This window comes from uncultured Methanobrevibacter sp., assembly GCF_902770715.1.
In the GTDB taxonomy this organism is placed as follows: Archaea; Methanobacteriota; Methanobacteria; order Methanobacteriales; family Methanobacteriaceae; genus Methanocatella.
On record NZ_CACXTS010000014.1, the window covers coordinates 1 to 25,325 of the forward strand.

The window sequence follows — 25,325 nt, forward strand, 5'->3', positions numbered from 1 at the left end:
CTTTCTAGAACTGAGGTTACTGGTCATTCAACACCTTATAGTTCAATGATATCGGCAGAAATTGGCAATTGTGTTACAAGTATTGGTAATGAAGCTTTCAGAAATTGTACTAGTCTTACAAGTTGTACAATAGGTAGTGGCCTTACAAGTATTGGTAATTTTACTTTCTTTCAATGTAGTGGTCTTACAAGATTGAACAGTAACGTTGATGGTGTATTCAATATTCCAAGTGGCGTTACAAGTATTGGTTATTATGCTTTCTATAATTGTAGTAGTCTTACAAGTATAGTTATACCAAGTGGTGTTACAAGTATTGGTGATGCTGCTTTCTATAATTGTAGTGGCCTTACAAGTATAAATATACCTGATAGTGTTACAAGTATTGATAGTGATGCTTTCAGAAATTGTACTAGTCTTACAAGTTGTACAATAGGTAGTGGCCTTACAAGTATTGGTGGTGGGGTTTTCTATAGTTGTAGTGGTCTTACAAGTATAACAGTTAATGCAACAACTCCTCCGACTTTAGGCGAATTTGCTTTTGATTCCACTAGCAATTACCCAATCTATGTTCCTGCTTCATCAGTTAACGCATATAAATCAGCTACAAATTGGAGTAATTACGCAGATAGAATACAAGCAAAATATGCATAATATTATAAAAGACTGTCATTCATTGATGGTCTTTTATTATTTACATATGTTTAAATAAATATAAAATTATGAGATTTATAGATATAGAAACAGGAGACGGTTATGTTACATTAACCAGCGATGATGGCACTAAATATATGTTACCATCTTCAAGTATAATATTGGTTGATGATGAATCAGGCGCAATTGCAGTTAAGAACACTGCATCAAGATGCACCATTGGTTACGTTTTAAAATAATAATTAATTAAAGAGATAGGTTCAAATGATTAGTTTACAAAAAACAGGTAATGCCATCAAATTTACATTTGATGATAATGGTCATTATCTTTACAATGGTACGATAGAAGTACCTGTTAATTCATTAACTCTTGTTACAGATGATAGCGATATGTTCACATTCAAGAAATCTGCAACAAATGATATTTTCGTATCGGGTCTATATTCTGAAATTGGAATGTCAAAATCAGAACTTGAAACCTTCTATAAGAATAATATGGTTGATTCATTCATTAATGCTGATGAAGCACAATCAATGATTGATGAATCAATATCAGGAAAGGTTAACACAGTTGATAACCAAGTTGATGCTTATGGCATAGAAACTTCTTCTGGCGAAACTGCAAGAAGAGATTATGTTTTCTCAGCAGATTCTTATGCAAATGGAGCATTTTATTATAAATCAGAAGAAGTGCTTCAAGATGGTTATAACAGAATTTCAGGAGGTATTAAAATAGTTGATAGTTCTGATAATATAGTGTTAGATTACACCGTTCCTGATGGTCAGGCTACTAACATTTGGAATCCTTCGGAATATAGCCAGTATTTCACCGTTACAGAAAAAAATAGATATAGTGCAACAATAGAACCTTCTGGAGATTATAGGATATTGAGTTGTAACATTAATGTTAATGGCGAAGCAATAAGAAATACTGCAAAATATTATATAACAACAGCAAAATATCCATCATATCAATCAGCAGAAGCAATAGAGAATAACGTATATCCAAAATTGGAAGAACTTGAAGCAAGAATAAAAGCACTTGAAGAACAAAATAACACTTAAAAATTATTATAATATCTTATGTTGAACATCAATCCATATGATAGTATGAATAACTGGAAACAATGTTGCACAACAGAACTTGCTGATGCTCAACGCTACTATGAGAAATGGCAGATTGACAAAATGCTTGAAGACATTGTGATTAGTGGCGGAGGTGTTACATCAGGAATGGTAGAAGAAATGATTGATGAATCCATAAGTGGTGTTACAGAAGAAATTAATGAGTTAGCAACAATTGTTTCAGGTCAGACAGAAGAAATACTTAATAGATATACAAAACAAGAAACAAATGAATTACTTCAAGCATATCTGACAAAATTGGAAGCAAATTCAATGTTTGCAAATTATTCAAAAGTTGAAAATACAACTTTAATCTTAAATAACGAAAACATAACAATATAAAACAATGGCAAATACATTAGATACAATTAAATTGTCAGGTGTGACCTATGACATTATAGACGCAACAGCAGTTCATTCGCTTGATGGCTATTGGAATTCAGGACAAACCGAATCAGCAATAACGGCAGCAACATCAGCACTTGCTGAAACCATTGGAAATATGCATTATCAGACGTCTGGAGACGTTCAAAATGCAATTGCTGAAGGAGTATCAGGCAAGGTTGATACAACGGCTTATACAGCCTATACAGCAGCTACAGCAACAGAATTGGGTGGTTATGCTGACAGCGTAACTTATAATTCAACATCAAAATATGTTGAGTTCTATCATGGTGGCACCGGTGGAACAAAGGTATTCGAATATGATGCATCCCCATTCTTAATTGATGGAATGGTACAGAATGTTGAAATTAAAGATGTAACAATATCAGGAGAAGTGGTCACTTGTCTTGTAATATCATTCAACACTGACGCTGGAAAACAGGATATAAATGTTCCATTAACTGATATATTTGATGCTTCAAATTATTACACAACTGCTGAAACTGATAATAAAATAGCAGAAGCAACATCAGGAAAAGCAGACAGTTCAACCGTTAGTGGAATTAATGACACTCTTACAGCACATACCGCCAACACTGACATCCATGTAACCACAACCGATAAATCAACTTGGTCAGGAAAACAAGACGCATTGGTATCAGGAAGCAATATTAAGACAATTAACAACCAATCAATATTGGGAAGCGGAAATATTGACGTTCAAACACTACCAACAGTATCAGGAACAACGTTGATATTCTCCTAAAGAATATAAGAAGGGTAGATTTAAATTATCTACCCTTTTTTAATATGTTTATTAAAAATATTACGTAATATGAGCAATATAATTGATTCAATACAACTTAGTGGTACGACCTATCAGATTCAAGGAAGCGGTGGAGGTGTGCCAGAGAATGTATTTACAGCATATACAGCATCAACAGACTCAAGAATTGGCGAGGATGAGGAAGTAACTGCTGCTGCTCTCAATGCGCTTGATGAAAAGATTGACAGCATAAGCGGAGGCGGCAACCCTACAGTTGAGGTGACACAAGCAGAATATGACGCAATGGTTTCAGCAGGAACCGTAAGCGCTGATACATATTATATCATCACTGATGCACAAGCTGGTGACTTAACAAACTATTATACCAAGACTGAAACTGATAATGCTATCACAGCAGCAACATCAGGAAAGGTAGATACAAGTGATTTCAACACATATAGCGCAAGTGTTGAAACAGCATTATCTGGAAAACAAGACACCCTTGTCAGTGGAACAAATATCAAGACCATTAATAATGAATCATTACTTGGTAGTGGAAATATTGATATTCAAGGTGGAGGTGGTGGTGGAAAAGCAGTCAGTGGTGGTACAAATATTTCAATTACAACTGGAGAAACTGCTGATACCATCAACTGCACATTGCCATTTAGTTATGAAGGAGACAATTTAAAAACAACTGTTTCAGGAAATTCATTTGTTGGCTATTTCCATTATGGACAAATTTTTGGTATTAATAACACATTACAAGGTAGAAATAGTGCTACTGGAATAGAAAAAAATACAACAATAATTGGCTACAATAACCAATCGTTGAGAATGGAGAATTCTATTGTTATTGGTTCTTCAAACAATTTAGGCAATATTTTTGGTGTTAATAACTATAATTATATTTTTGGTTTTTCAAATACAGTAACTCCTGGAGGTACACAAAACAATATAGTCAACAACAATTTTGTTATAGGAAACAATAATACAATTAATAAAAAAATTAATAATTTCATTTTTGGTTATGGTATTAAACCAAGTAACAATGATGAATTTTCATTGGGAAAATACAATAACTCTGTAAGTGGTTCAAGTACATTTGGTGATAGTGGTAACACCTTGTTTTCTGTTGGTAATGGTACGGCAGATAATGCAAGGCATAATGCATTTGAGATAAGGCAGAATGGTGATATATATCTTACCTTGGATGGTCAAGATGTTAAACTGCAAGACCAACTTGGAGGAAGTTCAATAACTGTTGATACAGCATTGGATAGTGGTTCAACAAATCCAGTCGAAAACAGAGTAATCTATAACAAGATTGATGAGGTTGAGGAAGTAACTGCTGCTGGTCTTAATGCTGTTAATGACAAGTTTGGTGGCTTGAAACTTGTTAGTCTAACTCAAGCAGAATATAATGCCCTTGCAACAAAGGATGCATCAACACTTTACATTATTGTCAACTAATGAAGACTTGCATACATACTGTCATACTGAATGAACTAGACGAATACTTGAAGGCATGGTTAGACCATCATTCACCGATGGTTGACCATATCTTCATTTTCGAAGACATTGACAGTCATTCACACAAGCATATTACAGACCAATATTCAAATGTAACACTATTGTCAGTCTTTGACATCTATGATGGAACAAAAAATGAATGGCTTATACAACATAGAGAGAAAGGTGGAATAAACCAGAGATACTACATAATGGATGGAGTACAATACATCCAAAGGATGAATGAATATGATTGGTGTTTCACTCTTGACATTGATGAGTTCATTACATTTCAAGAGCCATATAAGGCAATTTCAGACGTTCTGAGCGAGTTTCAAGATAAGGATGCTGTAATTCTCCAATGGCTCAATTATGGTGCTTCTGGGAGGATTTCCAAGCCAAATTACAATGGAAGGGATTATAGGGAGTTCTATGTTGAAAAAGCAGACTTTTCAAACGCTGATGAGAAGTTCAAAATGGATTCAAAGATTGCTTGGAACTTGAGGAAGATTACAAGATGGAACTTATGTGGGCTTCATTGCTGTGCTGGGAATTGGGTAAAGACCAACGGAGAGAAGAACAGAAGAAGTACAGTGTATGACAAGATGTATCTTAGTCATTATGTCACAAGGTCTTGGGAAGAATATCTTTGGAAGATTTATGTAAGAGGAATGCATTGCTTCAACGACCATAGAAAGGACAAGGATTTCTTCGAGATAAACAAGGATATGCTACCAATGTATGATGAATGTATGAAGTTCAAGGAAGAATATTTAAAGAGAAATAATATATTATTAAACGTTTAATAAAATGAATAATCTTAAAAAGTTTAGTACTGAAGCAGACTACAGTGCTGCAACGTTGAACTACCCAGCAGTATCATGGGTAACTGCTACTGATAATGTGCATTTTGACAAGACTGCACCTGTTGTTGTTAATGATAAAGTTATGATGGCTTGGCATAGTCCTTCTGATGAACCATCTGGAAAGGACATTGTATTATGGAATGGCGGTGCATCAATAGAACCAGAACTGTTATTTGTCAGTCTTACATTGAATGATGTTGATGTTATGAATATTGCTAGTCAAGCTGGAACTTTGAATAATTATTCAACACCAGATACAGATTATCTTGCAAAATATGAGTTAATCGATGATTCCGCAATCACTGATATATTCAGTGGAGACCTTGGTGGAGGTTGGGGAAGTGATGCTGGTAGTGTTGATTTCTTAATTCCATCACAAGTAACTGAAATACAGAATTTACCACAGAATGTCCTAAATGTGGTTGTAGAGGCTGCAACACCTCCAACAATTAGTGTTGAGTGGTCTGATTTTGTAGGAGATATTTATGTTCCAGACAATGCTGTAAGTGTATATCAGACTGCTTGGAGTGATGCGTCAAGTAGTATATATCCAATCTCAGAATATCAAGGTAACTTACCAGTGTAATGAAAATACTATTAACTGGATATAAGGGTTTTATTGGCACAAACCTTGTAAAGAAACTTGAAAAACACAAAATAATTGGAGTCGATTTAAATGATGGTAATGACATCCTAGACTCCAATTATATAAATGCACTGTTTGAGTTTTACCATTTTGATGCAATCATCCATCTTGCAGCCATTGCTGGTGTTGGTTATTCCATTGAACATTCTGAAGAAGTGCTAACCAATAATATAATTGGGTTTGATGTTCTTGCAAAAGCAGCAATAAAGCATAATGTGAAGCATTTCATCTATGCATCATCATCAAGTGTATATGGTGATGACGGAACTCAGAAGTCTCCTTATGCTGTTTCAAAGGCAACTAATGAACTGCAAGCTGCAATGTACAGTAATCTATCTGATATGAAGTTCACTGGAATGAGGTTCTTTACAGTTTATGGTGAGGGTATAAGAGAAGACCTTGCAATCAGCAAGTTCATCAAGGCAATGAAAGCCAATGAACCGTTATATGTTTATGGCGATGGCGAACAGAAGAGAGATTTCACTTATGTTGATGACATTTGTGAGGCAATAAAGTTGATTCTTGAAAGTGATAAGGAATGGAGGAATGAGGTATTTGACATTGGATATGGTAGCAGTACATCAGTGAATGAATTGATTGGTATATTGAAGGGTATTATAAATATCAACTATGACAAGGTGATATACCAAGATGAAAAGGCTTATGATGTTAAAGCAACATTGGCAAACGCAAATAAACTATACGAATGGTTTGGTTTCAAGCCTAGGTATGATATTAAAAAAGGTTTAAGAGAATGGCAGTTAAAATAGGGAATAACGATATAACATTAAAGTTAGGCAGCAGTGATGTAACTGCTGCTTACATTGGTGATACCTTGGTGTATAGTGGTGGAACACAGCCACAAACCCTTCAATGGGTTACATTCAGCAATGGCGATACAATACCATCAGACTTACAGATATATGGCATTAAGGGAATTGTGAATGACTTAGGCAGAGTGTTTATTGATTTTCTTGAAGATATATTTGTTGAAGATGCAGGAAGGAATAAGTACAATGTATTTATTGGAAACTATTCCATTCCTTGTTACAGTGAATATGATATTCTTTCAAATACATCAGTGGAATATATATTCTCCAATATTGGTTGTTCTGATTCATGCACTGTAAGCAGCAAGACAATTGCCAATATGTCAAATGATATTCAATTATACATTTACGCATAATATATTATGATAAAATACAATTTAAATAACATAAACGATTGGAACTTTGGTGAGGACAACATCATCAAGGTTTACCGCAATAATGCTGTTTGTTATTACAAGGTAACAAGTGGTGATACACCAGTTCAAGAACCTTGTTTCGCTGTTGTTGACAACATATTACAATATTCAGAAACGGAGTTTGAGGATGTGTTCAACCTTGCTAATGACAAGTGGTATAAACTCAACAACCTTAACCAATATGAGCAGTATGGCATATATGGAGAGGGTAGGAATATCACTTATTATGATGGCAAATTAACCGTTGATGATGGTTATGAATATATGTACAGCGGTGGCTCTTGGGTTAATCTTGGAGAAGTGACTGGTGGAACAGCATCATTGCCAGATGTACCGTTTACAGTTAACTATAACGCAAAGAACTATAACTCATCAACGAAGACATTATTGAAGACTGAAGGACAGTTGGCTAATGTTGATGCTGTCATCACTGCTGGCACTCCAACCGTTCATGATGGTTATCTTACCATTGCAACAAACACAAGAGCAACAATAACTGGCTATCAGACATACTTCAATAGAAATTCCACTAATCCAAACTTGACCATCATATCAAAACAGATGACAAATGGTAGCAACTGTCATATTTTCGCAAACAGAGGCTCAAGTTACAACTGGATGTATAGGGCATACAGCCATATGCTTACATTACATGGAACTAGAGAACAAGGCTCTGTATCTGTAACAACGCAACCTGTAATAGAGTCGGTAAGGATTAATTCAAGCAGATTGGCAACATATAACAACTATACCAATGGCACATCCTCTACATATTCAAATTTCAATTATGGTAGTACAAACAGCAGAGCCACAGCATTGTTTGCTGGTTATGACACTTCATCTGGAGAATGGTTTGCTGGTGACTTCTATTGGATTTATATGTCCCAGACAACATTAACCGATGAACAAGTTCAACAAGTAATTGCATATAATGAAGGTGGCGGCGGCGGACAAACTGAATATCCATTGGAATATGTTGTAAGAGAAGACCCACCAGATAATCTTGTATTCTCTTCAATGGAAGAAGCAGAGGAATATGAATGCCCTTGGTATGGAATGTCAGCATTAATTGCCGGTGAAGACTATATGTTCTGTGAGGGAAATGAATGGCTAACAAAGTACTCATATGTTGAAGTAAGTGGCGAATACATATGTGATAACGGAGATAAATACAAGAAAATGCAAGAGTATGACAGGCATGCTGACGGCACTTTATCACCATCATCAAACTATGTGAAGGGTGACTTGATTGAAAGTGGCTCACCAGACTGCCAAAATATTTGCTTGTATAATTTCTGTGGCGTTAATGCAAATGGCGGTGACGTTATAATTAATAATGGTACAACAACACTTACTCAAAGTAATTGGACTAGTCCATATCCAGTTGAAGGAACGGTTGGTAACGCAACAACAACCATTGGAGCGTATTGTTTCCAAACTCCAAAAGCAACTTTATCAGCACTTACAATTGGCAGCACTGTTACAATAATAGCACATGAGGCATTCATGGAAACAACCAAGTTGACAACTCTTACAATACCAAGCAATGTCACACAGATTGATTTCTGGGCGTTTACTCGTTGTAGTGGTTTGCGAGAAGTGATATTCGAAGGTACTACACCTCCAACGTTCACAAATCAATATAGTGGTGTATTCCATGATTATTGCCCGCCTGTAATATATGTTCCTGACAGTGCAGTTGCAACATACAGAGCAATAAATGGTACGGTTTGGACTAACAAATCTTGGTCAACCAATATTATACAACCAATTAGTAATAGACCTTAAAAAGGATAGGTATTATCTATCCTTTTTTTTAATATGTTTATATAAATATTTAATTAAATATGAGAAATGCTTATGATAAATGGCTAGCAGGAGAAGGATGCTGCAACGCCAATAACTTTATTCACATCGAATCAGCTGATTGCAAAAAGGAAGATGTTTGCGAATGTGAACGCATATTGTTAGAAATATCAAACCTACATACGGATGATTTGGTTCTACAAGATGAAATAGATTATATTTCAGGCATTACAGATACAAAACTTGATGCATCTGCTTATACACCTGTAGATTTATCTGATTATTATACAAAGGAAGAGGTTGATGAACTTATTCCTGATGTTCCATCATTATCAGGATATGCAACAGAGGAATGGGTTCAAGAACAAGGTTATCTAACAGAACACCAACCATTGAAAACAATCAATGGACAAGTTATATCAGGTACAGGAAATATTGAAATAGAATGCTCAGGGAGCACCGTAACAGTCGATGACCACCTTGACAGTGCAAGTACCAACCCTGTACAAAACAAAGTGATTACAGAGGCTTTAAACGACAAATTGGATGCATCTGCTTATACACCAACGGATTTGTCAAATTATGTAACAATATCCATGTTAAATCAGAATATTTTAAATCTTCAAGAACAGATTAATTCATTGATAACAGCAGTAAGCGGATGTTGTGGTTCTCAATCAGGTGAAACACAATACAGATGGATTACAATGACAGGAGAAAATGATTATTGGTGTTCTGGTACAACGAAGATGTCAAAGGAGAAGGAACAATCTTCAACTGATGGTATAAATTGGACTGATACAGGTAATATTAGAAGTGGTTCGACAGTTTTGGAAGAGAATTGTATTGAATGCGGCTATTCACCGGTAACAGGAGATTATAAATATGTTGCAACAACAACTGGAGGCACAACAATATCAGGTGCCTGCTGTGAGCCTGATGAATATGACCCAATCACTTGTGATGAATTGGATTTGCATGAAATAGCAGCAAATACAGGCCAATTGAGAACAATAAATGTTGGGCCTTGTACAAAAGTTATTGGAAATGGCTTATTGACTGGAGAATATAATCTTACAGATGTTGTAATACCTTCTTCTGTAACAGCAATAAAGAATACATTGCTTGAAGGATGCACAGCAATGCAGACTCTTACAATAAATAGAGAAACACCACCTGCATTCCGTCAAACAACAGGTTCAGGAGGCGTAGGTTTATTCTCAGCATATCCTGATGCTGAAACAATACCAACAGGTTTCAAAATATATGTTCCTGCGTCAGCAGTTAATACATATAAAACTGCAACAATTTGGTCTAGATACGCAAATTACATATTTGCAATATAATAAAAATAATCCCTGTAGAAATCAATCTACAGGGATTTTATTAAAATGAAAAAAATAAACAATAACCATATAACTATCTTCACAGACCATCATATGACCATTTGAATCCTTTATATGTTTTTGACACACCTTTGCATGCTTTACTTATACCTGAATGGCAAAAACCATTTACCCTTTCTGCTTCCATAGTTGACAAATAAACTCCAACTATTTCTCCATCAAGTGTACATTGAATAACCTGCTTTGACAAATCTTGTCTGTTTATTTGCCTTTCTTTGTTTTTTATTTTAAACTGTTCTGAACGTTTTTTGCTAGATATTTTTTTATTTCTCTCATAATCTTTCCAGACATTTTCCATTTTTACCCTAGTAATTGGGTTATTTGTATTTTCTTTGTGAGTACACCATCTAAGGTTTTCAACTCTATTATCTGTTTTCACAGTGTTGATGTGGTCAATGCATGGTTTATCATCAGGATTTGGAATAAATGTTTCTGCAACCAATCGGTGAATTCTTTTAGTATAATGAACTCCATCTTTACATAAATTAACATGGAAATAACCTGTTTTTTTATAATGTATTGGTTTTAACCATTTATTTCTTTTTTTAGACCAAACTCTACCATCATCAGTTATTTGGTAATCTTCGAAATTTTTTATATCTACCTGTTCCATAGTAAAAAAATAAAAGGGCGCTAATAGATAACGCCCTTGCCTCAATCTTTCTCGTTTCACAACGATACTGGAGAGGACTTAACTTAATTTTTATAAGACAATTTCATCTATTAATATTTAAATGGACAAAATAAAAATTAGCCAAAATATAACTGGTCAATTTTTGACCTAATGGATGTTATGACATCACATCTATCCAGTTTTTGCACTTGTGTGAAATCACCATAGTGTTTCTCACCATTTGAAAGACACTCTATTTCATCAGCCAATATCTCATTGATGATGTTAAATTCTTCTTTTGTTAGTTTTTCCATAATTCTCTAGTTATTTTAATGTTTTGCTGTCATTTTAGCAACATATTCATCCAGACAATCTAATTTGATTGCTTCAATTAATTCTGCTGCTTGTTTCTCAATATCCTTGGTGGCATGTGGTTTGCCATCTTTCCTAGTTGCATAAAGAAGCTGTTTGTCCACAGTTCCATCACCATAATCTAGCCAATGATAATTTACTGTTGCTTTATTGCCAACTACCCAAGATGCCTTTATCATAATCTCTTCGCCATCAGCATCCACATCCTTGAAAAGGATTCCCTTGATTTCCATTTTTTCCATAATTCTCTAGTTAAAGACCATATACTTCTTTCTTTGCCTCTTCATATTCCTCATCTTCTATGAGGCGGGACATGTGTTCATCAATCCATTCTTGGTTGAAATAATCAATACCTAGTTTTTCACATAGTTTGATGAATTTCTTTTGGTACTTTTCATCGTCAGTTTCAGCAACAGATTCGAACTCTCCTTCTAACGCTTGACCCAACATATTAAATTCTTCCTGGGTCAATTCTAAATTAATTTTTTCTTTTGCCATAAATAAAATAATTAAAAATGTATAAATTGTTTCAACTGATGCAAATATACACAAAATAATTTGGGAAAAGAAATATTTTCTGTTAAAAGATGTTAAATGAAATATCTCCATTAATACCTTATATATAATAGATATGTTTAGATAAATAATAAATTAAGATAAATTAACATATTATGCCAAGAACAAAAGGCTCATTAAATAAGCCCAAAATAACCAGTGGTTTATATATTACAAATCTTGAGAAACAGATTGAAGGTAGCCCTATTACAAACAACTCTCAGCAAGGTTGGATTAAGTGGGGCTTGAAGAACGATTACCCAAATCTATTGCTTAACCTTTATAATGAATCTCCAACGCATCATTCAGCTATTAACTTTGGCGTACAGTCAATTTGTGGCAATGGAGTAGATTATGATGCAATGAAATTAGATAGTGGTGACGTTGTTCCAAACTATTACCAAACTTGGGATATGATTGTAAGAAACCTTGCTCTAGATTATATGCTTTATGGTTCTTATGCAATTCAGATTATCAAAAATAAGGATGATAAAACATATTCATTCTATCATATGCCATTGGAAAAAGTAAGATGGTCAGAATATGATGAAGATGGACAAATCACATCATATTGGATAAGTTCTGACTGGACATCTGTAGGACAAAACCCTCCATTTGAAATTCCTGCATTTGATATGCGAGAAGACCAAACAATTGAAAGGGGAACACCTTATCTTTATGTTTATCGTCAATATAGCCCAACTCTGACTTATTACACATCACCTTGCTATACGCCTGCAATAAAAGCCATCCAGAGTGAAATAGAGTTCATTAACTATGATTTAAAACATATTGTAAATGGATTCTCCACAGCAGGCATTTTAACCCTTCCAGAGGTTGAAACTGATGAACAGAAGAAAGCAATCATCAACAATATTCAATCGATGTTCCAAGGCTCAAATAATACCAATCAGATTGCAATTACATTCAGAACAAATTTGGAAGATAAACCAGCAGAATGGACGCCTTTTGCAAGTGATACCAAAGTTGACCAATATTCAGAATCAAATAAACGTTGCATAAGCAGAATATTGGCAGCACATCAAATACCTAGTCCAATGCTTATTGGTATGCCTGATGTAAATAATGCAGGATTTAGTTCTGATGCAGATAAAATTGAAACATCTTATCAGTTGTATCAGAAGTTGACAGGCAATAACAATAGAATCGCTGTTATTAAGACAATTAACCAGTTATTCCAAATGAATGGAATCGACACTGAAATTATATTAAAGCCTTTGAAATTCAATGATTTTGGAACTGAGGGAGATAACGCAACTGAAACAAAGAATACTGATTCAGATGATAATATTTCAACCAGTAACGTTGAAGAACAGAAGGATGGAAATAATAAAACCAAATAATTGAAACACCATGATGAATATATTATTTAACGAAAAATGGCTTAAAGAATATAGTCCAATTCCTTTAAACTATAATCTTAAAGAGGTTCAAAATTATATCAAGATTGCTGAACAAATATGGCTTGAGCCAATATTGGGCTATAATTTCTATCAGGAACTGTTATATCAGGTGAAGGTTAATGAGGTGTCAGAAGAGAATTCAACGCTCTTTACAGAGGCATTATATCCATTACTGGGCTATGCTGTAGCATTGGAAGCATTACCTTTCATTTGGTCGCATATATCAGAAGTTGGAATCACTTTGGGAAAATCAGATAATTCAGATTCAATTACCCTTAAAGATATTACGTATATTGAATCACATCTTAGAAGACAGGTTGAAGTAAGAAAGGATTATCTTATCAAGTTCCTTTGCGAACACTGCAAATCTTATCCAATCTTCAATCCTTCAGGAATATGTGGCTGTGGTTGCCCTTGCTCAGACGGAGCAAAATTGAATAAACCACAACCTCTCTGGACAATATATAGCACCCTCAAACGCTGTACAGACCTAATATAAAAACAAATATCCCCTTCCTGTAAAGGTTGGGGATATTTTCAATTAACAAACAAATTAATAAATATATCTAGTTTAAATTATGATAGAGAATTTCCATAAAAATGAATGGGAAGTCGTAAACCCATTCATATTGTTTTAATTTGGCATAATGATTCGACTTTTTGGAAATTGAAAAAATTATATATTGTTAAATATTAATATGTCCTTTCAAAAACCGAGCAATAAAATGGCAAAAGAAAAGTCTTTATTGCCCGGAGAAACCATCTAATTTTTTATAAAATGAACAGTTACAATATTCATATATGAATACTTTAAATTCCTCTTTGCAAATATACACAAAATTATTGAAAAAAAGAAACTATTTAGTCAAAATTTTGAAATATCTATAGATTTTTTTTGATATTCTCTATACTCTTTCCTACTCTGTTCTTCCGGATAATTATATTCGAAACACATGCCATACATTTTGTTGACATCTGACAAATTTTTCCCCATTGTTTTCCTTTTATTTACGAAAAAATCCTCAGATAAACCTTTATTTATATGGAACGCTACAATTTTACTACTTATATATAGTCTAATTTCAGGTGTTGGATTGCATATATGATTTCCAACACTCCAATGCATATCATCAATTTTATCTGGGTCAATAATCATAAATTTACCCAAATGCCCATATTCAGACATATGATTAATATGCTGTTTATATCCTTTTCCAACCAATTGATGAAGGTATTTATCTTCTGTATAAACAGGAATTTCATCGCCACAGAAAGCGTACCATGCGGTTCCTAGAACATTATAATCATTATCCTTCATATATTGAAGTTCTGATTCCAAATCGTTTGACCAAATTATTTCGTCAAAATCAGCCACAACAGCAAAATCAGATTTACCTCTTGAATTCTTCCAAACAGTGTTCTTAATCTGTGCTTGTACTGGGTCATTCTGACCATCAGTTTTGAAATAATTAATCGTTATCCAATCATATTTTGATAACATTTCAACACTTGAATCTGTGCTATAATTATCCCAAATATATACATGTAAATCTATTCCATCATTTCTAATCTTCTCCCAATATTGAATAACCCAAGGAACTATGAATTCTTCATTAAAACACAACGTATACCAATCAATTTTCATTTTTATAACTCCATTTATATCCCCCAGCACTTTTATGAAAAGGGTAATTTTTTAAACAAGCAGTTATATTTGCAGCATTTATTCCAAGTTCTTTACTTGCAGACTTTGTTGATTTCCATTCACCCACTAAAACCCCTTCTTTAGTGTATTGCAATATTGGTATAGAGTTTATTTCAGAAAGTTTTTCTTTTGCGTTATCATCCAAATGCCTCCCAAACATGTGATTATTTTTTCCTTTCCAATATTTTCTTTGTTTCTCTTTTGTTAACAAATTATTATTATTCTCTTTTGAAGTACACCAATATAAGTTACATGAATTGTTATTTGTTCTGTTGGTATCATCATGACCAACTTGAAGTTCTTCGTATGGTATATCTTTTAAATGTTCTGGTTTTGGAACAAATAAATAAGCAATAACTCTGTTCACTCTATAAGGCTGTCTTTTCCCATTTTTTAAAGCTAAACAATTAACCAAATATCCATCTTTATCAACCCATCCATCTAACGCTTTTTTAAAATGCTTACTATATATCTTTCCATCCTTTGAAAAAATATATTTGTCAAAATCAATTAATTCTTCTCTACACATGGCATTTTTTTTATCTATATATAAATATTTCGTAAAATTAAAAAAATCAGAATTTTCTACAAATATACACATTTTTTTTCAAAAAAAGAAATTTTTATTAAAAAAGTTAAAATGAAAATAAAGCCCCTGGAAGCGTTTATTTTCTCTCAGACATATAATTTATCATCTGAAACAAACAAATCGACTGGTGAGCCTAATTTGGGCTCTGGTTGCGAAGTTTCTTTATATTTCTAATAGTTTCTCCTAGCATTAGCATTTCTTGGAAAGAAAATTTTGAGTTTCTTACCCAATTACACAATTTGCATGCACATACAACATTATCTTTCGAATGGCCTTTTGAATTATCTATTCTATCAAGCCCTAGTTCATGCCAATCTTTCTCTCCACAATATACACATCCTCCTTTGAACATATTTTCAATAAATTCGCTGTCTGCATTATCTGAAATATCAAATCCTTTTTTCTTATCTTGACTTTTATAACTTGATGCTAAAATATATGCCCTAAATTGAGCACTATTATTGTATTGCTCTTTGAATTTTTCATTCTGTTTTATTTCCCATTCTTTCATTGTTTTTCAATTTTTTACAAATATACAAAAAATATTTGAATTAACCAAATTTAACAGAAAATGTTTTTGTTTTGATGTTTTTTAGTGTATATTTGCAATATCTCTGGAGATAACTTAAACATTCATTAACAATTAAAATTTTATTAATCATGGCAAAAAAATTGAAGAATTTATCAGATGAAGAGTTGTTGGCACTAGCAACAGCAGAGTTTATTCAACTAGCGTTGAAATTCAAAAATGGTGATGAACATGCATTTGAGAAAACCAAGTATGCAGATGAAGCCAAAAAGAGAGGATTAAAAGTTGGAATAAGTAGAGATTTAATCCATCGAATATTCACTGGGGAATTTGATAATGCTGATGGTGTTGAAGTAAACATAACTGAAATGAAGGGGAGCAAATGAGCTCCCCTTTTCAATGGTGGGTGTTTCTAGAGCTTCTAGTTATTAATACTACCAGTTATTATAATATATTATATAATATATAATTAAATATATAATAATATATATTACATGTAATCATGTAAATAAATTTAAATAAAACCAGAAACTATTACATGATAACTGAAAGTTATAATATATCATGATAGTTTTATATCATGTCATATATTAAGGGAAATTCCCAAATATCAAACAATCATTGAGTATTATTGTCTACGACAATCGTATAATTGTTTCATTTTTTTTAATTTTTTCTTCTTTTTTTCAAAATATTTTTGTATATTTGCAATGTTAGAAATATTTATATTATGAACAACATGCAACATCAACCACCTCAAATGTGCAGCTGCACTCTAACTTATCAAAAATGGTATCAACATCATGAGGAACGTTCAACAATGGCTTCAACAACAGAAGGAAATAAACCTCCGACAAAAAGCAAAGGAAGAAGAAGAAAAGAAACTACTTAAAAAAGCAAGAGTTAAAGAATACCATCAACAACACCGGGAGGAAATAAGAGAATACCAACGAAACTATAGACTCCAACACAGCGCAGAACTTCAACAGAAAGCAAAGGTATATAGAGATAACCACCGGGAATACTATCGAGAGTATTGGAGAAATAGACAAAAAGGAATACCAACAAAGAAACTTGATACCTATCAACAACCTCCAGTTAAATCAAAAAAACAGGCCAAAGAAATCTATCAAAAGTGGCTTCAACAGCTTCAAGAAAGAGAACAATTCCTAACGGGAGAAAAACTCCATTGGAATCAATTAATGCAAGAATCATTAAAACAAACGCTTATGGGCAGAAATAAACTATCAATTGAACAGGTTCATGATAAAATCAATGACCTCAAAGAACTTATTGCAGACCTCCAAGAAAGACGCAGACAAACAACCAACGATGAGGAAAAAAACGACCTCACAAGGAAAATTGCTCTGGCAAATGGAAACCTCTCAACATATAAGAGAAAATATAAGTCACTGTTTCCAAAACCCAAGGAAGAAAAACCCTTGATAACCAGAAGCATCGTTAGAAATAAATTGGAAGAGATTGAACAAAAGGCCAAACAAATGATGGCTCTTGCAAAAACAGATGAAGAAGTAAAAGTCATCAAAGAACGCTTGGAAATCTGTAGGCTTAGAGTCAAATATTCATATAACTAACGTTGGTGGAGTGACGTTAAACCACCATCAATCAGTGGTTACTACATTCCACTGGTTAACCAACTACATAATGATATATGTGGTTATACACAAAAAATTTTTAAAATTCTCTCATTTATACGAATGGGACTGCTTAAACAACAGTCCCAAACGTTTTTTTAAATTGGCATATTACCAACAGAAGAAACAATGTCTTCATCCCTAGTAATCTGCTTAATGTATGTTGCAATCGTATTAGGAGAACGAGCCATCAACGATGCCAAACCATTAACAGTTGACCCAGGAGAACATAAATAATGTTGAGCAAATGAATGACGGCAGGTATAAAATACCAACCTGTCAACATCAACTGTAGGCTCTACAACATCACTCTCAGCATTAGCCTTTGCAATATCCTCATTTATTGATTTAAACGCCTCTCTGACCTTTATTATAGCCTTGTTCGCAATCTTATGCGACTGCTCTAGAATTTGACGCTCAGTTAAACCATCAGACCAATTGATAATCGGATAAACATAACCATTTGTTGAAAAACCTAGGAAATGTTCCAAACCAATTATGGTTAATATATCCCTCTTCAATCTAATATGAACATCCCTACCTGTTTTCTTTCTCCTAATGTCAATTGCCCAATAATCATTACCACCAATTGTAACCCTCTTGCAATCTGTACAACGTAATAACGCTAATTCAATAGGGGCTGAACCATTACACTTGTATGACATCAAGAACCATAATATTCCAAATTCCTTTGAATAACGCTTATGCAATGCATCCAGCGCACCCTCCTTATATTTCCAACTATCACCTGACTGTTCAATTACCAAATTAAGGAAATATTCTTTTAACCTGATTATATGACTCTCTTCCAAGAAATAATCCCTAGGACATTCCTTATACTTCTCACAATATTTGAATTCAGTAAACGGATAATTATCATTTGTCGTAATCTTCTTTCTAATGGCATAATTCCATATACTGCAAACACAACTTAATAAAGACTTAATAGTATTAACCTTAATACCTGTCTTTTCCATCCATGATGCAAAATCCTTAATTATACCTGTATTCAATTCATCAATAATGAAATTCTTCCTTCCAATAAATTCACATAACTTCCTGTAAGTATATGTATAACGTCTTATTGTTCCATCCCTTAATCTTCTCTCATTAATCACATCATTACATAACTTCCAAAAATCACCATCCCTAACTGATAAATCAATAACAGTATTCTCCAATATCATCTGAGGTGTGTATCTCCTTCCATTAAACTCAAATTCATTCTTTCGCTCAATAGCCCTCGATTTAACATCATTTAACATCTTGTTTAATAAAGGAGCATTGGAACAGCCACCCTTGATAATCTCTCTCTTAGCATCCCAATACTTAGGTAAACAAGAAACCCCGGTAGCCTTCTCACAACGACCTGAAAAGCAAACAACAATGTAAATCGGATATTCACCATTTCGATTCTGACGATTCATTTTTTGAACCAATCTGATACTTGCACTACTTAATTTTGCCATAATATACCTTATTTTAAATTATAAAAACCTGTCACTTGACTTGTCTCGTTTTGCAAAATTAAATAGAAAAATCTGTCGCAGGAAATATTTTAAGTTAAATAATCAAAACCCTGATAAATAAAGGGAAAGACAAACATTCAAAATATGGAAGGAAACTCTCAGAACGAAAGTAGTATTTAAGCCTGTATATTATTGATTATCAGTTAGGTAATCTTATTATTTATAAGAAATGTCTCATGTTTGCACACATGAGATTAATTTTTTTCTATTTCTGAGTATTTTTGAATTTTCCATGATATTTATATATGATAATGATTAAAATATAAATTGAATGGAAGAAAAGAACGATAAATATTTTAGAGAGAATGAATCAAATGACTTTGATAAATTAATCAAGTTCAATGAAAAGACACACATCTTTGAGCATATCAAGGAAACAGAAATAAAGCATTATACTGATGCTACAGGCTATTCAATGGATAGAATTTTTAACATTGAGTTAAAGAACAGGAACCAAGTATTGTTAACAAATGGTAAAATATCAGGTTGTACACAGAATGGAAAACCATACATTGATGATGATATATTTATTGAAGACCATAAGGTATCAGATATGTTAATGGATTACGTAGCATACGGACTAGAACCACTATATATTAATTTCCTTGCAAATGGTTGGGTATTAATCTTCAATTTATCAAAATTATCTGTAAGACCTAGGAAACATTTAAATCTAAAGATAAATTCAAAAGGATATAAAACATTGGAATTTGGAAACAGACAGGGATTATATTTGGTTGATGCTGCAATATATGATTCCAATTATAATTTAGTTAAGAGAGTGGGAGAAGAATGGAAGACGGAAAAAGATTCATAAATACTGTAAATGATAACTATGAAACAATAAAGAAAGAACTACAGTCATATTGTGATTCAGTTGGCGAGAAATTTGATGAAGATATATTCCAAGACACAATTATTAAATGTTATACCCTGATTGATAAGAATGGTGAAATGAAAGATTCATCATATCAAGGATGCAAGAACTTTATGTTTCAGGCATTTAAACGTAATCTAAAACGAGAACAACAATACGCAAGGAATCAGAAAAGGGATGCAAACGTAACAAACCTGTCAAAACATAATGAGGTATATTTAAATTCCAAATTAACATCAGAAGAAAAGTTGAAATCAGATTTATATAAAGATTTCGCCACACTATATCTAATGAAGAAGGTTGAAGAACAATTTGATGATGAACATTTCTATTTATTCAGATTAAAGACATTCACCAATATGACATACGCACAGTTGGCAGAGAAGACAGGAATAAAGGGATGCAGGCAAAAGGTTGTTGATGTTAAGAACTGGTTAAAGGATAATGTTAAACAACAGGATATAAAAGATGAATTTGATGATATATACAGTGATATATTGTAATTTTACGAAATAATATATGTTTAAAATAAGAAAAGTATGTGGATACTATTTTTACAATTTTCATTAATGTTCATAATATATCTAATTGTAATACCTGTAGTATATTATTGGACGGAAATAAAAAGATTACCTGAATGGCTTCAATTCCCACCATTCCATTGCAGAAAGTGCCTAACATTTTGGAGTTTGATGGGAATATCATTGGTAATTGGATTATCATTTGATTGGTATTACTTCATGTTTTCAGGAATAATATTGGCGATATTGACAGCAATTGCAATGCATATTGACCAGAAAAATAAGACAATTAAGGTTTAAAGATATGAAATTTACAAAGGAAGATATTAGTTTAATTGAGAAATTTATTGAAATAAGAAACAAAGGCTATTACGCTGATGGAGGACAAGTAACAGATGTTTATAACAGGGTTTTGGAAAAGAATGTAAATGTTACCAATTGTGGTAGTTGTTTAAGAGGTAGAATAACAGAACTTGAAGATGCTCTAAGACGTTTTAAAAGCCTCGCTAAACAGCAAGAAACAGAAGAGACGAAGAATGATACTCAGGAAGAAAATAAACCCACTGTAGAGCCTAATAATGAGGCTGTAGAGGAAAAGAAAAGAGTGGGTAGACCAAAGAAGAATTAAGATATGCCTAGTAATTTTTCAAAATCACATAGTTTACCAACATATCAGGAAAGGAAAGCTGCAATCAAAGGTTCAAATCCATTGAAAAGGCAAAGATGGCTTACAGCAGACCATATTGTTGACCAAGTATATTGTGATATGGTAAATGGCATACCTAGTTCTGAAATTATACAGAAGTTTGCAAATTGTCAATATGATGGCCAAAAGAAAGCAATTGGTTCCAGAACAGCCTTTGATTATATATCTGCTGCCAAAGACAGGATGATGTATGATTATGAAGCTGATATGAAGGAATTGAGGTCTGAAATATATAGCAAGATATTGGCTGTATATAATGATGCAGTTGAAGAAGGTGATAGAACAAATGCATTGGCAGCGCTAGAGAAAATAATGAAACTTGGAGGTATAAATGATAAACCTCAGACTGCGATACAAATAAACAGTGATAAAGAAGGTGGTGTCACTGTGAATTTTGGCTTTGATAAGAATGAAGATTAATTTCAATATTAATTTAACAAGAAAACAAAAAGAAGCATATGATATAATGCATGATAAAGAAACACAGTTTCTGATTGCTCGATGGAGCAGACAGTGTGGTAAGACTGTGTTCGCTGAAATCATGATGATTGAGTATCTTTGCAAGTCAAATTCATTTAATGCTTATATATCACCAACATTTGCTCAGGGCAAAAAGGTATTTGCAGAATTAGTTGCATTACTTGAAACAACAGGTATTATCAAAAAGGCTAATGCTCAGGATTTAAAGATTGAATCAATATATGGCGCAACATTGAAGTTCTTCTCAATGGAATCACCAATATCAATCAGAGGTAATACTGTATCAGGATTATTGGTAATGGATGAAGCAGCGTTCTTTCCCTCACAATTGCCTGATGGAAGTGACCCTTACTATAACGTCATATTCCCAATTATAAAGGCGAGAAAGCCAAAAGTATTGGTTATATCAACACCAAATGGAAGACAGGGAATGTATTATGATTTATATTTAAAGGCATATAATAAAACATCAGGATATAGGGAATTAACAGCTTCAATATATGATGATGATTTAATAAAGAAAGAAGAAATTGAGGAATTAAAGAAAGGCTATCCACCTTTAGCCTTTCAACAGGAGTTTGAAGTGCAATTTCTTGATAATGCATTAACCGTATTTCCCAATTTTCAGAATTGTTTTGATGGAAAGTTTGAAAAGGGAAAGTGTTGGATTGGTGTAGACCCTTCATCAGTTGGTGAAGATAACACAATTGTATCAATTATAAATGCAGATAAACAGGTTAAACAATATAAGATTGATGGAACATTGGATATGAAGTATGCCAAAATTGCAAAAATCATCAATGAATATAAGCCTGTAGCAACATATATTGAAAATAACTCAATTGGTGAGGTTATGGCCAATGAAATAAAGAAGCAACTGATAAATAAAAGCAATTTCTACACATTTACAACCACAAATGAAACGAAAAAGCAGTATATATCTCTTCTTGCAGTCGCTATTGCTAACAATGAGATACACTTTGAACAGGATAATACTTTATTATACTCTGAATTGGCGACATTTACGTTTAAATTAACAAAGACAGGTAATATAACATATGCCGCAAAGGAAGGTTATCATGATGATACTGTTACATCATTGGGAATATGTATGCAATGCAAGGAAGATTTCAAATTATCAGGTACTCCAAATGTAGATTTTATGATAACAAGTGGATATAGAATGGTAATATAAATAATTATACACTAAGATACGTGGCATTTTTGCCACGTATCGTTTAAAAACATTATCAAATAATGAAAAATGAAGATATAATTAAAGATTTTGGCTCCTGGAATGTTCCAACGTCTTGGAATGATATAACTTTGAAGATATATGAAGAAATTGAAAGATATTATGAAGGCAAAGATGAGAAATTTGATGTTAGAGACGTTCTTAATATACTTACAGACAAAACAGAGGATGAAATTAATGCTTTACCGGCTGAATTTCTTGATGTTATATTAACTCATCTTGTGTTTCTTGCAACAACTCCTGAAGTTGGAGAGCCAACCAATAAAATTGTAATTGATGGTGAGGAATATTCAATTAATTTTATGGAAAAGTTGAAACTGGGAGAATATGTTGCCATTGATAACGTATTAAAGGCTGATAAACATGATTATGCTTCAATGTTGGCAATATTATGCAGGAAGAAAGATGAAATATATGATTCCAAATTTGAAGCGGAGGTATTTGAAAAGAGAAAGGAAATGTTTGAAAAGCAGCCGGTAATGAAGATATTACCAATCATAAGTTTTTTTTTAAACTTATACATAGCATCAGAGAGACTTTCCCATATGTATTCAGCGGTGGAAGAAGGAATAAGCCACATTCAGCAGAATATAGAGAGTTTGGAGAAAATTGGGGTTTTCAAAAAATTGTCTTTGAATTGGCAGATGAAAAAATTGAAAAAATCGCTCAGGTCAATCAAATCTACCTGACAGATGCATTCACCTATCTTACATATCTTATCCAGAAGGGAGATATGGAAGAGGCTGAAGACCAATTCCAAGAAACAATCAGAAAAGCAAAAAGCAAACATAGATGATATTATGAAGCATAATAATGAAAAAAGGGTAGGATTCACTTCCTACCCTTTTTTGACAAAATTAATTATAATCAAATTAAATGTATAAAGAGGGCTATTCTCTCGAACCGCCTGTCAACTATTCTCCCGAACCATTGACAGTGCAAAATTAATATTTTATTTTGAATCAACCAAGTTGTAATAAACCATTAACATTTTGTTAACAAATCACATTTTTTCATATGACCATTTAAAACCTTTATATTGATTTTTATTTCTGCAAGCACTTGCTATGTTGCCATATGGATAATTAGTTTGTCTTGAAGCCTCTTGTGTTGATTTATATTCTGAAACTAATTCTCCAGTAATTGTATATTGGTGAACAGTTTTACAAGGGTGTTGCCCTCCATGAGATTGGTTATGTTCTGTTTCATTCTTCCATTCTAGGTTTTCAGATTTATTATTAAGTTTGTTATGGTCTTTATGGTGTACAACACTATAATTATTTGGATTATCTACAAACGCTTCTGCAACTAGTTTATGTATTTTTCCAATACCGCATCTTTCATAGCCTCTATTATCAATATATGTTGATAATATTTTTTCTTTAACATAGTGTTTTCTTCCATTAGACCTAACAACTGTTCTTTCAATTGATTTAACTCTTCCCTCGCTACTTATTTGATAGCCATTTTTGTTTTTTATATCTTTCCATTCTTCCATAGGTTAATATGTTTAAATTAAAGTTAATAATAGTTTATACAAATATACAAAAAAAATGTATTATAAAGAAATTGTTGAAGCATTAATTGGTGTTTTAAGCCGTTTTAAAGGTGTAAATTATGTAAAATATACGGGTGATGACCTTATAAACCAACAGAACAACAATAAAACGTTGCAATGTTGGATTGATAACATATCTCATAGCCAATATAATTTAACCACAAATATCAATAAAATAGAGTTTCAAGTGTATATATTAGGTTTTCCTGATAAAACTCCTGATAGTGTGCTTGATATTCAAGACAGATGTTATAATGCAGCTGTTAATTTTTTGGCGTATATTGACAATATGCCTCAATTTCAGAATTTAATTTCATTATACGATTGGAGCATTTTAACTTTGGATAGATTTACAGATGATAGTAATGCAGGCGTAAAGGTAAGTGTTGTTCTTAATGCCGTTTCTCCAATTAATTTGTGTGAAGTCGAAGAATGGTTTAATGACGAACCGTATACACCTGAACAGGATAATGAAATTGACTTAATTGAAAATAATATAGGAGAAATAAATTTAAAACCTATAGATTTACCAAGAACACATTGTTAATA

At 32.9% G+C, this 25,325-nt stretch carries 34 protein-coding genes; 25 read left to right on the forward strand and 9 right to left on the reverse strand.

From position 1 onward, the window contains the following. The 12 genes from QZU81_RS05580 to QZU81_RS05635 all read left to right on the forward strand — a co-directional run. A partial coding sequence (locus QZU81_RS05580) for a leucine-rich repeat domain-containing protein (protein WP_295590124.1) occupies nucleotides 1-651 on the forward strand: 651 nt, incomplete at its 5' end. Between the two features lie 68 nt (nucleotides 652-719). After that, the gene (locus tag QZU81_RS05585; protein WP_295590127.1) at nucleotides 720-890 is read left to right on the forward strand and encodes a hypothetical protein; all 171 of its coding nucleotides are present in this window, start codon (nucleotides 720-722) and stop codon (nucleotides 888-890) included. Between the two features lie 25 nt (nucleotides 891-915). Then, a complete protein-coding gene (locus QZU81_RS05590; RefSeq protein WP_295590129.1) occupies nucleotides 916-1,716 on the forward strand; it encodes a hypothetical protein in 801 nt (266 codons plus the stop codon). A 45-nt stretch (nucleotides 1,717-1,761) separates the two neighbouring features. Continuing rightward, on the forward strand, nucleotides 1,762-2,118 hold the full coding sequence (locus QZU81_RS05595; RefSeq protein ID WP_295590132.1) for a hypothetical protein: 357 nt from the start codon (nucleotides 1,762-1,764) through the stop codon (nucleotides 2,116-2,118). Between the two features lie 4 nt (nucleotides 2,119-2,122). Continuing rightward, complete coding sequence (locus tag QZU81_RS05600; protein WP_295590134.1) at nucleotides 2,123-2,926, forward strand: hypothetical protein; 804 nt, start codon at nucleotides 2,123-2,125, stop codon at nucleotides 2,924-2,926. Nucleotides 2,927-2,995: 69 nt separating this feature from the next. Then, a complete protein-coding gene (locus QZU81_RS05605; protein WP_295590136.1) occupies nucleotides 2,996-4,399 on the forward strand; it encodes a hypothetical protein in 1,404 nt (467 codons plus the stop codon). Further along, entirely contained in the window at nucleotides 4,399-5,244 is an 846-nt protein-coding gene (locus QZU81_RS05610) for a glycosyltransferase family 2 protein (protein WP_295590138.1), read from the forward strand. Before QZU81_RS05605 ends, QZU81_RS05610 begins: the two co-directional genes overlap by 1 nt. A gap of 4 nt (nucleotides 5,245-5,248) precedes the next feature. Next, nucleotides 5,249-5,890 carry a hypothetical protein gene (locus tag QZU81_RS05615; protein WP_295590140.1) on the forward strand — a complete coding sequence of 214 codons (642 nt, stop codon included), beginning with the start codon at nucleotides 5,249-5,251 and terminating at the stop codon, nucleotides 5,888-5,890. After that, a complete protein-coding gene (locus QZU81_RS05620) occupies nucleotides 5,890-6,720 on the forward strand; it encodes an NAD-dependent epimerase/dehydratase family protein (protein WP_295590142.1) in 831 nt (276 codons plus the stop codon). The genes QZU81_RS05615 and QZU81_RS05620 overlap by 1 nt, the downstream gene beginning before the upstream one ends. After that, entirely contained in the window at nucleotides 6,705-7,136 is a 432-nt protein-coding gene (locus QZU81_RS05625) for a hypothetical protein (RefSeq protein WP_295590144.1), read from the forward strand. Before QZU81_RS05620 ends, QZU81_RS05625 begins: the two co-directional genes overlap by 16 nt. Nucleotides 7,137-7,142: 6 nt before the next feature. Beyond that, the gene (locus QZU81_RS05630; protein ID WP_295590147.1) at nucleotides 7,143-8,984 is read left to right on the forward strand and encodes a leucine-rich repeat protein; all 1,842 of its coding nucleotides are present in this window, start codon (nucleotides 7,143-7,145) and stop codon (nucleotides 8,982-8,984) included. A gap of 59 nt (nucleotides 8,985-9,043) precedes the next feature. After that, complete coding sequence (locus QZU81_RS05635) at nucleotides 9,044-10,348, forward strand: hypothetical protein (RefSeq protein ID WP_295590151.1); 1,305 nt, start codon at nucleotides 9,044-9,046, stop codon at nucleotides 10,346-10,348. A gap of 79 nt (nucleotides 10,349-10,427) precedes the next feature. On the opposite strand, the gene QZU81_RS05640 is transcribed toward QZU81_RS05635, so the two are convergent. The 4 genes from QZU81_RS05640 to QZU81_RS05655 form a co-directional block, all read right to left on the reverse strand. Continuing rightward, a complete protein-coding gene (locus QZU81_RS05640; protein ID WP_295590154.1) occupies nucleotides 10,428-11,021 on the reverse strand; it encodes an HNH endonuclease in 594 nt (197 codons plus the stop codon). 137 nt (nucleotides 11,022-11,158) lie between these two features. Next, on the reverse strand, nucleotides 11,159-11,335 hold the full coding sequence (locus tag QZU81_RS05645) for a hypothetical protein (protein ID WP_295590156.1): 177 nt from the start codon (nucleotides 11,333-11,335) through the stop codon (nucleotides 11,159-11,161). A gap of 15 nt (nucleotides 11,336-11,350) precedes the next feature. Continuing rightward, nucleotides 11,351-11,635 carry a hypothetical protein gene (locus tag QZU81_RS05650; protein WP_295590160.1) on the reverse strand — a complete coding sequence of 95 codons (285 nt, stop codon included), beginning with the start codon at nucleotides 11,633-11,635 and terminating at the stop codon, nucleotides 11,351-11,353. 10 nt (nucleotides 11,636-11,645) lie between these two features. Next, complete coding sequence (locus QZU81_RS05655) at nucleotides 11,646-11,891, reverse strand: hypothetical protein (RefSeq protein WP_295590161.1); 246 nt, start codon at nucleotides 11,889-11,891, stop codon at nucleotides 11,646-11,648. A 173-nt stretch (nucleotides 11,892-12,064) separates the two neighbouring features. Here QZU81_RS05655 and QZU81_RS05660 point away from each other — a divergent pair, with 173 nt between their 5' ends. Together QZU81_RS05660 and QZU81_RS05665 are read left to right on the forward strand one after the other, a co-directional pair. After that, complete coding sequence (locus QZU81_RS05660; protein WP_295590163.1) at nucleotides 12,065-13,312, forward strand: phage portal protein; 1,248 nt, start codon at nucleotides 12,065-12,067, stop codon at nucleotides 13,310-13,312. 133 nt (nucleotides 13,313-13,445) lie between these two features. Beyond that, the gene (locus QZU81_RS05665) at nucleotides 13,446-13,871 is read left to right on the forward strand and encodes a hypothetical protein (protein ID WP_295590166.1); all 426 of its coding nucleotides are present in this window, start codon (nucleotides 13,446-13,448) and stop codon (nucleotides 13,869-13,871) included. A gap of 366 nt (nucleotides 13,872-14,237) precedes the next feature. Here the strand turns inward: QZU81_RS05665 and QZU81_RS05670 are convergent, their stop codons facing one another. The 3 genes from QZU81_RS05670 to QZU81_RS05680 all read right to left on the reverse strand — a co-directional run bounded on the left by QZU81_RS05670 (nucleotide 14,238) and on the right by QZU81_RS05680 (nucleotide 16,177). Continuing rightward, nucleotides 14,238-15,017, reverse strand: coding sequence for a glycosyltransferase family 2 protein (locus QZU81_RS05670; protein WP_295590169.1), 780 nt, complete (start codon nucleotides 15,015-15,017; stop codon nucleotides 14,238-14,240). Further along, a complete protein-coding gene (locus QZU81_RS05675; RefSeq protein ID WP_295590172.1) occupies nucleotides 15,007-15,606 on the reverse strand; it encodes a hypothetical protein in 600 nt (199 codons plus the stop codon). The genes QZU81_RS05670 and QZU81_RS05675 overlap by 11 nt, the downstream gene beginning before the upstream one ends. Nucleotides 15,607-15,799: 193 nt before the next feature. Next, a complete protein-coding gene (locus QZU81_RS05680) occupies nucleotides 15,800-16,177 on the reverse strand; it encodes a hypothetical protein (RefSeq protein WP_295590174.1) in 378 nt (125 codons plus the stop codon). Between the two features lie 188 nt (nucleotides 16,178-16,365). Here QZU81_RS05680 and QZU81_RS05685 point away from each other — a divergent pair, with 188 nt between their 5' ends. Then, on the forward strand, nucleotides 16,366-16,581 hold the full coding sequence (locus tag QZU81_RS05685; RefSeq protein WP_295590176.1) for a hypothetical protein: 216 nt from the start codon (nucleotides 16,366-16,368) through the stop codon (nucleotides 16,579-16,581). A 417-nt stretch (nucleotides 16,582-16,998) separates the two neighbouring features. After that, the gene (locus QZU81_RS05690; protein WP_295590179.1) at nucleotides 16,999-17,790 is read left to right on the forward strand and encodes a hypothetical protein; all 792 of its coding nucleotides are present in this window, start codon (nucleotides 16,999-17,001) and stop codon (nucleotides 17,788-17,790) included. 158 nt (nucleotides 17,791-17,948) lie between these two features. Here the strand turns inward: QZU81_RS05690 and QZU81_RS05695 are convergent, their stop codons facing one another. Next, nucleotides 17,949-19,319, reverse strand: a complete 1,371-nt coding sequence (locus tag QZU81_RS05695; protein WP_295590181.1) for a phage integrase SAM-like domain and Arm DNA-binding domain-containing protein — start codon at nucleotides 19,317-19,319, stop codon at nucleotides 17,949-17,951. 331 nt (nucleotides 19,320-19,650) lie between these two features. Between QZU81_RS05695 and QZU81_RS05700 the strand changes: the two genes are divergently transcribed. From QZU81_RS05700 to QZU81_RS05735, 8 genes are all read left to right on the forward strand, one after another. Beyond that, nucleotides 19,651-20,196: a hypothetical protein gene (locus QZU81_RS05700; RefSeq protein WP_295590183.1), complete on the forward strand. Its 546-nt coding sequence runs from the start codon at nucleotides 19,651-19,653 to the stop codon at nucleotides 20,194-20,196. Beyond that, nucleotides 20,172-20,759 carry a hypothetical protein gene (locus QZU81_RS05705; protein ID WP_295590186.1) on the forward strand — a complete coding sequence of 196 codons (588 nt, stop codon included), beginning with the start codon at nucleotides 20,172-20,174 and terminating at the stop codon, nucleotides 20,757-20,759. The genes QZU81_RS05700 and QZU81_RS05705 overlap by 25 nt, the downstream gene beginning before the upstream one ends. 189 nt (nucleotides 20,760-20,948) lie before the next feature. Next, nucleotides 20,949-21,077, forward strand: a complete 129-nt coding sequence (locus QZU81_RS05710; RefSeq protein WP_295590189.1) for a hypothetical protein — start codon at nucleotides 20,949-20,951, stop codon at nucleotides 21,075-21,077. A 4-nt stretch (nucleotides 21,078-21,081) separates the two neighbouring features. Beyond that, nucleotides 21,082-21,405 (forward strand): hypothetical protein, encoded by a 324-nt coding sequence (locus QZU81_RS05715; protein ID WP_295590191.1) that lies wholly within the window; start codon nucleotides 21,082-21,084, stop codon nucleotides 21,403-21,405. A gap of 3 nt (nucleotides 21,406-21,408) precedes the next feature. Beyond that, nucleotides 21,409-21,903 (forward strand): hypothetical protein, encoded by a 495-nt coding sequence (locus QZU81_RS05720; protein ID WP_295590193.1) that lies wholly within the window; start codon nucleotides 21,409-21,411, stop codon nucleotides 21,901-21,903. Further along, nucleotides 21,893-23,158 carry a terminase large subunit domain-containing protein gene (locus QZU81_RS05725; RefSeq protein WP_295590195.1) on the forward strand — a complete coding sequence of 422 codons (1,266 nt, stop codon included), beginning with the start codon at nucleotides 21,893-21,895 and terminating at the stop codon, nucleotides 23,156-23,158. Before QZU81_RS05720 ends, QZU81_RS05725 begins: the two co-directional genes overlap by 11 nt. A 62-nt stretch (nucleotides 23,159-23,220) precedes the next feature. After that, nucleotides 23,221-23,907: a hypothetical protein gene (locus tag QZU81_RS05730; RefSeq protein WP_295590198.1), complete on the forward strand. Its 687-nt coding sequence runs from the start codon at nucleotides 23,221-23,223 to the stop codon at nucleotides 23,905-23,907. After that, nucleotides 23,856-24,014, forward strand: a complete 159-nt coding sequence (locus QZU81_RS05735) for a hypothetical protein (RefSeq protein ID WP_295590201.1) — start codon at nucleotides 23,856-23,858, stop codon at nucleotides 24,012-24,014. The genes QZU81_RS05730 and QZU81_RS05735 overlap by 52 nt, the downstream gene beginning before the upstream one ends. Nucleotides 24,015-24,221: 207 nt before the next feature. Here QZU81_RS05735 and QZU81_RS05740 read toward each other — a convergent pair whose 3' ends face one another. After that, a complete protein-coding gene (locus QZU81_RS05740; protein WP_295590204.1) occupies nucleotides 24,222-24,716 on the reverse strand; it encodes an NUMOD4 domain-containing protein in 495 nt (164 codons plus the stop codon). Nucleotides 24,717-24,771: 55 nt separating this feature from the next. Here QZU81_RS05740 and QZU81_RS05745 point away from each other — a divergent pair, with 55 nt between their 5' ends. Then, on the forward strand, nucleotides 24,772-25,323 hold the full coding sequence (locus QZU81_RS05745) for a hypothetical protein (RefSeq protein ID WP_295590207.1): 552 nt from the start codon (nucleotides 24,772-24,774) through the stop codon (nucleotides 25,321-25,323). The last annotated feature ends 2 nt before the right edge of the window (nucleotides 25,324-25,325 follow it).

Excerpts from the sequence above, each read along its gene's own strand:
- QZU81_RS05720 (WP_295590193.1), top strand. The coding sequence starts at position 21,409 with ATGCCTAGTAATTTTTCAAAATCACATAGTTTACCAACATATCAGGAA.
- QZU81_RS05670 (WP_295590169.1), bottom strand. The coding sequence starts at position 15,017 with ATGAAAATTGATTGGTATACGTTGTGTTTTAATGAAGAATTCATAGTT.
- QZU81_RS05695 (WP_295590181.1), bottom strand. The coding sequence starts at position 19,319 with ATGGCAAAATTAAGTAGTGCAAGTATCAGATTGGTTCAAAAAATGAAT.
- QZU81_RS05650 (WP_295590160.1), bottom strand. The coding sequence starts at position 11,635 with ATGGAAAAAATGGAAATCAAGGGAATCCTTTTCAAGGATGTGGATGCT.
- QZU81_RS05595 (WP_295590132.1), top strand. The coding sequence starts at position 1,762 with ATGAATAACTGGAAACAATGTTGCACAACAGAACTTGCTGATGCTCAA.
- QZU81_RS05640 (WP_295590154.1), bottom strand. The coding sequence starts at position 11,021 with ATGGAACAGGTAGATATAAAAAATTTCGAAGATTACCAAATAACTGAT.
- QZU81_RS05605 (WP_295590136.1), top strand. The coding sequence starts at position 2,996 with ATGAGCAATATAATTGATTCAATACAACTTAGTGGTACGACCTATCAG.
- QZU81_RS05600 (WP_295590134.1), top strand. The coding sequence starts at position 2,123 with ATGGCAAATACATTAGATACAATTAAATTGTCAGGTGTGACCTATGAC.
- QZU81_RS05740 (WP_295590204.1), bottom strand. The coding sequence starts at position 24,716 with ATGGAAGAATGGAAAGATATAAAAAACAAAAATGGCTATCAAATAAGT.
- QZU81_RS05585 (WP_295590127.1), top strand. The coding sequence starts at position 720 with ATGAGATTTATAGATATAGAAACAGGAGACGGTTATGTTACATTAACC.
- QZU81_RS05675 (WP_295590172.1), bottom strand. The coding sequence starts at position 15,606 with ATGTGTAGAGAAGAATTAATTGATTTTGACAAATATATTTTTTCAAAG.
- QZU81_RS05625 (WP_295590144.1), top strand. The coding sequence starts at position 6,705 with ATGGCAGTTAAAATAGGGAATAACGATATAACATTAAAGTTAGGCAGC.
- QZU81_RS05705 (WP_295590186.1), top strand. The coding sequence starts at position 20,172 with ATGGAAGACGGAAAAAGATTCATAAATACTGTAAATGATAACTATGAA.
- QZU81_RS05745 (WP_295590207.1), top strand. The coding sequence starts at position 24,772 with ATGTATTATAAAGAAATTGTTGAAGCATTAATTGGTGTTTTAAGCCGT.
- QZU81_RS05610 (WP_295590138.1), top strand. The coding sequence starts at position 4,399 with ATGAAGACTTGCATACATACTGTCATACTGAATGAACTAGACGAATAC.
- QZU81_RS05635 (WP_295590151.1), top strand. The coding sequence starts at position 9,044 with ATGAGAAATGCTTATGATAAATGGCTAGCAGGAGAAGGATGCTGCAAC.
- QZU81_RS05690 (WP_295590179.1), top strand. The coding sequence starts at position 16,999 with ATGAGGAACGTTCAACAATGGCTTCAACAACAGAAGGAAATAAACCTC.
- QZU81_RS05700 (WP_295590183.1), top strand. The coding sequence starts at position 19,651 with ATGGAAGAAAAGAACGATAAATATTTTAGAGAGAATGAATCAAATGAC.
- QZU81_RS05730 (WP_295590198.1), top strand. The coding sequence starts at position 23,221 with ATGAAAAATGAAGATATAATTAAAGATTTTGGCTCCTGGAATGTTCCA.
- QZU81_RS05680 (WP_295590174.1), bottom strand. The coding sequence starts at position 16,177 with ATGAAAGAATGGGAAATAAAACAGAATGAAAAATTCAAAGAGCAATAC.
- QZU81_RS05615 (WP_295590140.1), top strand. The coding sequence starts at position 5,249 with ATGAATAATCTTAAAAAGTTTAGTACTGAAGCAGACTACAGTGCTGCA.
- QZU81_RS05725 (WP_295590195.1), top strand. The coding sequence starts at position 21,893 with ATGAAGATTAATTTCAATATTAATTTAACAAGAAAACAAAAAGAAGCA.
- QZU81_RS05715 (WP_295590191.1), top strand. The coding sequence starts at position 21,082 with ATGAAATTTACAAAGGAAGATATTAGTTTAATTGAGAAATTTATTGAA.
- QZU81_RS05655 (WP_295590161.1), bottom strand. The coding sequence starts at position 11,891 with ATGGCAAAAGAAAAAATTAATTTAGAATTGACCCAGGAAGAATTTAAT.
- QZU81_RS05645 (WP_295590156.1), bottom strand. The coding sequence starts at position 11,335 with ATGGAAAAACTAACAAAAGAAGAATTTAACATCATCAATGAGATATTG.
- QZU81_RS05620 (WP_295590142.1), top strand. The coding sequence starts at position 5,890 with ATGAAAATACTATTAACTGGATATAAGGGTTTTATTGGCACAAACCTT.
- QZU81_RS05710 (WP_295590189.1), top strand. The coding sequence starts at position 20,949 with ATGGGAATATCATTGGTAATTGGATTATCATTTGATTGGTATTACTTC.
- QZU81_RS05590 (WP_295590129.1), top strand. The coding sequence starts at position 916 with ATGATTAGTTTACAAAAAACAGGTAATGCCATCAAATTTACATTTGAT.
- QZU81_RS05660 (WP_295590163.1), top strand. The coding sequence starts at position 12,065 with ATGCCAAGAACAAAAGGCTCATTAAATAAGCCCAAAATAACCAGTGGT.
- QZU81_RS05630 (WP_295590147.1), top strand. The coding sequence starts at position 7,143 with ATGATAAAATACAATTTAAATAACATAAACGATTGGAACTTTGGTGAG.